This window comes from Tabrizicola sp. (assembly GCF_030694085.1).
Classification (GTDB): domain Bacteria; phylum Pseudomonadota; class Alphaproteobacteria; order Rhodobacterales; family Rhodobacteraceae; genus Tabrizicola.
Genome location: NZ_JAUXZE010000051.1, coordinates 1 through 6,401 on the forward strand (window position 1 = coordinate 1; position 6,401 = coordinate 6,401).

4 protein-coding genes and 2 pseudogenes are annotated in these 6,401 nt (G+C 63.3%); 2 read left to right on the forward strand and 4 right to left on the reverse strand.

Annotated elements, in window-relative coordinates:
* Positions 1-167 precede the first annotated feature (167 nt).
* Positions 168-2,748, reverse strand: a pseudogene (locus tag Q8M85_RS13370) (strawberry notch-like NTP hydrolase domain-containing protein); the annotation flags it as partial.
* A 176-nt stretch (positions 2,749-2,924) separates the two neighbouring features.
* Between Q8M85_RS13370 and Q8M85_RS13375 the strand changes: the two are divergent.
* Both Q8M85_RS13375 and Q8M85_RS13380 read left to right on the forward strand, forming a co-directional pair.
* On the forward strand, positions 2,925-3,221 hold the full coding sequence (locus tag Q8M85_RS13375; RefSeq protein ID WP_305545426.1) for a hypothetical protein: 297 nt from the start codon (positions 2,925-2,927) through the stop codon (positions 3,219-3,221).
* A gap of 353 nt (positions 3,222-3,574) precedes the next feature.
* Positions 3,575-4,396 (forward strand): type IV toxin-antitoxin system AbiEi family antitoxin, encoded by an 822-nt coding sequence (locus Q8M85_RS13380; protein WP_305545429.1) that lies wholly within the window; start codon positions 3,575-3,577, stop codon positions 4,394-4,396.
* A gap of 291 nt (positions 4,397-4,687) precedes the next feature.
* Here Q8M85_RS13380 and Q8M85_RS13385 read toward each other — a convergent pair whose 3' ends face one another.
* From Q8M85_RS13385 to Q8M85_RS13395, 3 genes and pseudogenes are all read right to left on the reverse strand, one after another.
* Entirely contained in the window at positions 4,688-5,389 is a 702-nt protein-coding gene (locus tag Q8M85_RS13385) for an RES family NAD+ phosphorylase (protein WP_305545432.1), read from the reverse strand.
* A complete protein-coding gene (locus Q8M85_RS13390; protein WP_305545434.1) occupies positions 5,386-5,787 on the reverse strand; it encodes an MbcA/ParS/Xre antitoxin family protein in 402 nt (133 codons plus the stop codon). Before Q8M85_RS13390 ends, Q8M85_RS13385 begins: the two co-directional genes overlap by 4 nt.
* A 58-nt stretch (positions 5,788-5,845) precedes the next feature.
* Positions 5,846-6,238, reverse strand: a pseudogene (locus Q8M85_RS13395) (antitoxin of toxin-antitoxin stability system); the annotation flags it as partial.
* Positions 6,239-6,401 lie beyond the last annotated feature (163 nt).

The window sequence follows — 6,401 nt, forward strand, 5'->3', positions numbered from 1 at the left end:
GAGTTGGAGGGGGAGTTCATGTCGGGGTGTCCTTCTGCGGTTGAGAGCAGAGGCATCATGATTATGCCAAGTGGAGATCCCGAAATGAAACATCATATCAACGACATGAAGCGTCGCGCTCTGCATAACGCGGACGCGGCATATTACGTCTTATCCGGAGTTCCGGATAAGACGTATTCCCGCGGGGTGATGTCGACGCGGATGTCGTTCCATTCGTCGGTGGGGATGTCCGAGAGACGGCGTTCCATCAGCGCCTCGCCGGTCGAGACGATCTGGATGACGGCCGCATGGCCTGCGGCCAGATCGGCCTCGATGGCGGCGATCAGCGTGGGGGTTTTTATCGAGGTGAGCAGATGGCCGAAGAAGCGCTGCTTGGCGGACTCGAAAGCTGAGCGTGCGGCGGACTTGGCCTGCCGGTTCAGCGTGCTGCTGTCGCCCGTGATGTTGGCGGCCTCCATCGCGGCGGTGAGGTTGTTGTGGATGATGGCGAAGGCCCCGGCATAGGCATCGTAGATGCCGCGCTGCTCGGGGGTCAGCGCATGTTCGAGCATCTCGTATTCGACGCCATCGTAGGAGAGGGACCGGGCAGTATAGAGGCCGAGGGACCGCAGGTCGCGGGCCAGCACCTCCATAGCTGCGACGCCGCCAGCCTCGATGGCCTCGACAAATTCGGCGCGGGTGGCGAACGGAAAGTCCTCGCCACCCCAGAGGCCGAGCCGCTGCGCATAGGCCAGGTTGTGCACCGTCGTGGCTCCCGTGGCAGAGACGTAGACCACGCGGGCATTGGGCAGTTTGTGCTGGAGGCGCAGACCTGCCCTGCCCTGCTGCGAGGCCTCGGTATCGCCGCGCTCGCCCTTGGACCCTGCGGCATTGGCCATGGCATGGCTTTCGTCAAACAGGATCACCCCGTCGAAATCCGCCCCGAGCCAGTCGACGATCTGGTCGACGCGGGATTTCTTGGCCCCGCGTTCTTCGAAGCGCAGCGTCGCATAGGTGGTGAAGAGGATGCCCTCGGAGAGCGGGATGTCGCGGCCTTGCGAAAAGCGCGACAGCGGGGTGACGAGCAGGCGTTCCTGGCCAAGCGCCGACCAGTCGCGTTGTGCATCCTCCAGCAGCTTGTCGCTTTTGGAAATCCAGAGCGCCTTGCGGCGACCCTGGGACCAGTTGTCGAGCAGGATCCCGGCCGACTGGCGGCCTTTGCCAGCACCGGTGCCATCGCCCAGGAAGAAACCACGGCGGAAGCGGACAGCGTCCGCGGCATCGTCGGGTGCGGCCGAGACCATGTCGCCGGCTTCATCTACACTCCACGACCCCGCGAGATACGCGCCATGCGCTTCGCCCGCGTAGATGACGGTCTCAAGCTGCGCGTCGGAGAGCAGGCCGTCGCGCAGGACGGCGCTTGGCAGCTTGGGGCGGTAGGAAGGTTTCGGGGGCGCGACCGAGGCCATGGCGGCTGACTGCACCAGCTTGGTCGGGTGCGGGGCCGCGCCAGGGATGTCGATGGCCTGCAGGCGGAAGGTCTCGTAGATCGCGTCCGACAGGCGCGCAGCGCCTAGGTCGTCGGCCGTCTCGCGCAGGGCGTAGGCGAGGTCCTCGGCATCCGGCGTGGTGACATGGGCATCCGTCTTGGCCGACGCCGTTGACCGCTGGGGTCGAGCGGCAGGGCCGAAGGAACGAACCGGAACTCCCCGGAAAGAGGAAGAGGAGTGGAATTGGGCGACAGTGCCCGCATCGAACTCGAGGCGTGGCGGGACCTCGGCCGCAATACGGGCGAGGAGCTGTGCAGGGTCTGAAGACATCGGCTGGCTAAGATCAGCGGTGATGCCACCCGGCTCGCCGAGACGGCACTTGTCGAAGACCGAAATTCGCGTCTCGAAGCTGGTGCCGTGCTTGGCGAAAGCAGCGCCCGACACAGCGCCGGTGAACACCAGATGGGCCGTCTCGGTGAGACGGCCGAAGGTCTCAGCCCAAGCAGGCGCATCCGGTGCGAAACCGGCGCCGGTGATGGTGACCAGACGACCGCCGGGGGCGAGCCGGGCAAGCGCCGAGCGGAGGTGGCGCGCTGTCGCCTCGGTCGTCCGGCCATCGACATTCGCCACAACCGAAAACGGCGGGTTCATCAGGACGACGCTCGGGCGGACGCCAGCGTCCAGGTGATCGTCGATTTGCGCGGCATCGAAGATGGTGACGGGCCGCCCCGGAAAGAGGTGGCGCAGAAGATCGGCGCGCGTGTCTGCCAACTCGTTCAACGCAAGGCTGCCGCCCGCGATCTCAGCGAGGATCGCGAGAAGCCCGGTCCCGGCGGAAGGCTCGAGGACGATGTCACGCGGGGTAATCTGTGCGGCGGCCGAGGCCGCAAGCGCCATGGGCAGCGGCGTCGAGAATTGCTGGAAGCGCTCCATCTCCTCCGAGCGGCGGGTGTGCGTGGGCAAGAGGCCCGCCACCTTGGCAAGGATCGGTAGCAGCGCGGCAGGCGAGCCGGCCCGGGCCAGAAGTGCACGGCCGAACTTCCGCAGGAAAAGGACCAGCGCCACCTCGCCCGCCTCATAATAGGCGAGCTTCCAGTTCCAGGCGCCGTCGGCATCGGAGCCGCCGAAGGCACGCTCCATCTCGAGGCGCAGACGCAGCGCGTCGATCTGGAAGCCCTGGGCGAGATCGGGCTGCAGGGCTTCGGCAACGGCGAGGATCGCGGGAGCCAGATCAAGAGGCTGGACAGGCGGGAGGCGCAACGGGTGCGAGATAGGTCATCGGGAAGCTCCGGAATGAGGGACAGGATCAGGCCCGGACACCCTCTCTCGGGCACCTTCAGGCCTGATCTTCCCCCGCCCATCTCTTCCTCTCGAACCGACGCGTCCCAAAGGCTCAGCTTGATTTTGTTCCTGTTATGTTCTATATTGAGGACCAAGCCAGCAAGGGGGTTCCCGATGGACACCACCACGCACGCCCTGCCCGCGACGCCCAAGCAGATCGCCTATGCGCGCACGCTTGCGTTGCGCAACCAGACCCTTCTGCCTTGGGAGGCTCAGCAAGATCGCCGGTCGTTGAGTGCCTGGATCGAGGCGCAGGCCCAGCTGAAGCCGGTGTTGGACATGGACCGGCTGCCGACCTCAAAGCAGGTGGCCTTCGCGGAGAAACTCGCCCGGATCAAACGGCGCGCCGTCCCGGATGAGTGCTTTCGAGACAAGGGGCTGATGTCGAAATGGATCGACGGCAACAAGTGAGGACGGCATCAGCTGGCTCCGGCCTTCCGGAGCTTTTGCCATACCGTGGCTTGGCAAACCGAGCGTAGTTGCCAACGTATAGGTTGGCAGATTAGCGCTTCGGGACATCAGCCTCGGTCAAACTCTTGTCCGAAGGACCAAGGCCTGGTCCCGACGGCACGCCGGGAGGTACACCGCTGCGACCTTCGGCAACCACCGCAAGTCGTAGTCGTCTCCCGACCAAGCGTCTTCAGATCTTCCTCCACTTGGGGCTAGCCCCTCAGTTCTTTGGAAATGGTGATATTGGGCTGGAAAAGCATCCTCATCAAAGAAGACCGTGGATATCTCTTTGAAGATATGTCACTTTAGGTGTCATGGGCGCCGCAAGGTCACAGAATCTGAGGAAACTGCTCGATGCCGTACCCGCCGGGTACCTGGTCGATGCCGCATGGCTCGTCTCCCACGGCATCGCCTATGAGAGCTTCCGTGACTATGTGAAGCGCGGCTGGCTGGACCGGATCACCCGAGGCGTCTTCCGCCGCCCCCTGCCCGGCACCGCAGCCATGCCGACATCGAACAGCATCGACTGGAAGACCTGCATCCTTTCCACGCAGCGCATCATGGGTCATGACCTGCATGTCGGCGGCACCACGGCGCTCCGCGAACAGGGACATGCCCACTATCTGCGCCTCGGGGAAAGCGCTCCAGTCTGGGTCTATGGGGACAGTATCCCCAATTGGCTGGCGAAACTGCCGATGGATGCCCCGATAAGAACCCGCCCCCGATCCTTGTTTGCCGACCCGAAACTGGGCTTGATCGAGGGCAAAACGACCGGCCAGCCATGGGACTGGGGTCTCACGATGTCGACGCCGGAGCGCGCTATTCTGGAGGCCATGGACGAGTTGCCTGACCATGAAAGCTTCCACACGCTCGACATGGTTTTCCAGAGCCTGACAACCCTGCGCCCGAAACTGATTGCCGACCTCCTGCAGGCCTGCCGTAAGATCAAGGTCAGGCGCCTTTTCTTCGTCTTCGCTGACCGCCACGACCATCCTTGGCGTAAGCGGATCGGCCCGCAGACATTTGATCTCGGCAGCGGCGACCGAGCCTTGGTCCGAGGTGGCAAGATCCACCCGCGCTATCGGATCATGGTGCCGGAAGATTTCGTGAAACCGGAGGCCGACAGTGGCGCGTGAGACCTATGAAGCCAAAGTCGCGCTCCTGGTGCGCGTCCTGCCTCATGTCGCGGGCGAAATAGCAAAACCGCTGAACTCAGTCCTTGGTTGGAAGCCCGGTGTCTCGCTGAAATGACCTCGTTTTCGCCCGACGAAAGGCTGAGCGCAGGGCGTCCGTAGGTGAGGGCGGAAAGTCCAAAGCTTCGAAGAACGCCTGATGGTCACATGGCTTCAAGTTCGTGACGTCCGCGCCGTTGTCGTTTGCCGGTTTCATCTGTTCGGACCCCAAAAAAGCGCATGCGCCGTCACTCGTCAGCCAACGGCCGTAATCGAGTAGTGCGGTGTCCCATCCCAAACAAGATCCCAAGACGCGCCCGGGCGGACGTTCTGGATGGCGTGGGGCTCGAAGCAGACGAGGCAATTCCCGCCTGGCGCAGGAGCCCGGACAGAGGGGTAGATCAGGCCCCGCGATCCAGTCCGACGCAGATGTTGGGCCAGGCTTTGGCCCTCGGGATATCCGACAGCCGCATCCCGATGCAGTGCGGGATGACCCGGCTCGTCGGTCATGTCGTCGAAGACGCCGATGAAATCCGCCAGCAATTCCACATAGCGAGCGCTGTCATGGAAGCTGCCGGTAAAGCCGAGTTCACGTGTGCGGTGCCAGGCCACTTCGCTGACGGACACCATCACATCCCATGCGCAATACCACGCGCCGCGCTCCTCGGTATTGAAGCGGTTTCCGCCGGCGCGGGTGTAGGTGAAGGCGGCGTTGACATGGCTGTCGCCGTAGATGCGCAGATCTCGACTGCGGCGCTGCCAGGCCAGCTCGCGCGGGTCCAGATGCGGGTTGCGGCCACGTTCCGCCTGAAGACGGCCGCTGGTCAGGCCCTCGATTTCGGCCAAAATCTCCATCTCGTCATCGGTATCGACGAGACCCCGCAAGGACGGTGGCTTGTGGTAGGTGGCGGGCAGAAGACGAACGAGGCCACGATCGGAAATCTCAGTCTGTTTCATGCCCCGCCACGCAACGCATCAAGATAGGTCCGCACGGCAAGGATCTGCGGCAAGCCACCTTCGATGGCGGTGTCGACCGGACGGCTGCCCCCGAACAGCGGACCAGTGTTCGGTCGGGTGAACCAGCTCCGCGCAAGCGGTTCGGAGAAATAAAGTTCAAGCGACTTGTAGATGCCGATCACCGCACTGAGCCGCAACAATTGGTCCTTGGTCAGTTCTCCTGCAAAGTCCGGCTTCTTGGCACGCTTCCACGTGCTCACCGTCATGTCGGCAAGGCTAGCCGCTTCGTTCAGGTTGAGGCCCCAGGCATCGGCCACGCGCGCATAGGCCTTCAACGCGACGGCGTTGATCTGTGCGGGTTCCCGGATTTTTTCAGCAACGTACATGGCGTCCTCCATTGGCCTCAATATAGATCATATGGTCTAATTGTAAAGATCAAATGAGCCGCGCGGACTCTCACCCAAACCGCCGCCCGGCTTCGGTGAAAGTGTACTCGTTCAAGATGATCCCCTCCTCTATGGCCGCGTCCGAGGTCAGGTGGTCGTATTCAGCCTGAAGCTAGCGGTAGAGCCAGCGGGCCAGATCACGCAGCGCCTCGGTCACGATCTCCTCGGCGTCTTCGGTCGGCGGCTGCCAGGTCGGGCTGTCCCGCGTGACGTCAACGGCCATGGTGTATTCGTGGTAGTAGCGGCCGCGGTGGCTGACCTTGGCAGCGAGCTGGTAGAAGTTACGCCGCTGGATGGCCTGCAGCCGGTCGGCGATGCCGTGCAGCGTCGCGTCGCTCGGGGCGTAGTCCCGGATGCGCGCGGCCGCGCCCTTGGCGTGGCTGAGATACCCTTCGAACCAGGCCTTATGCGGTGCTCTGCATAACGCCTGTTATGCCGAGCGACGGATTATGCGGAGCGGTCAGGTCATCACGCTGTAAACGCGAGGGATTTTCGACAATCCGCTCCGCATAATTCCGCACGGGTTCAGGTCAGCGTGTTTTTCCTTCCGGTCATCAGCATCGCAA

Bases quoted from the DNA above. Each gene is read 5' to 3' on its own strand.
- Q8M85_RS13375 (WP_305545426.1), top strand. From the start codon at position 2,925: ATGGACACCACCACGCACGCCCTGCCCGCGACGCCCAAGCAGATCGCC.
- Q8M85_RS13380 (WP_305545429.1), top strand. From the start codon at position 3,575: ATGGGCGCCGCAAGGTCACAGAATCTGAGGAAACTGCTCGATGCCGTA.
- Q8M85_RS13385 (WP_305545432.1), bottom strand. From the start codon at position 5,389: ATGAAACAGACTGAGATTTCCGATCGTGGCCTCGTTCGTCTTCTGCCC.
- Q8M85_RS13390 (WP_305545434.1), bottom strand. From the start codon at position 5,787: ATGGAGGACGCCATGTACGTTGCTGAAAAAATCCGGGAACCCGCACAG.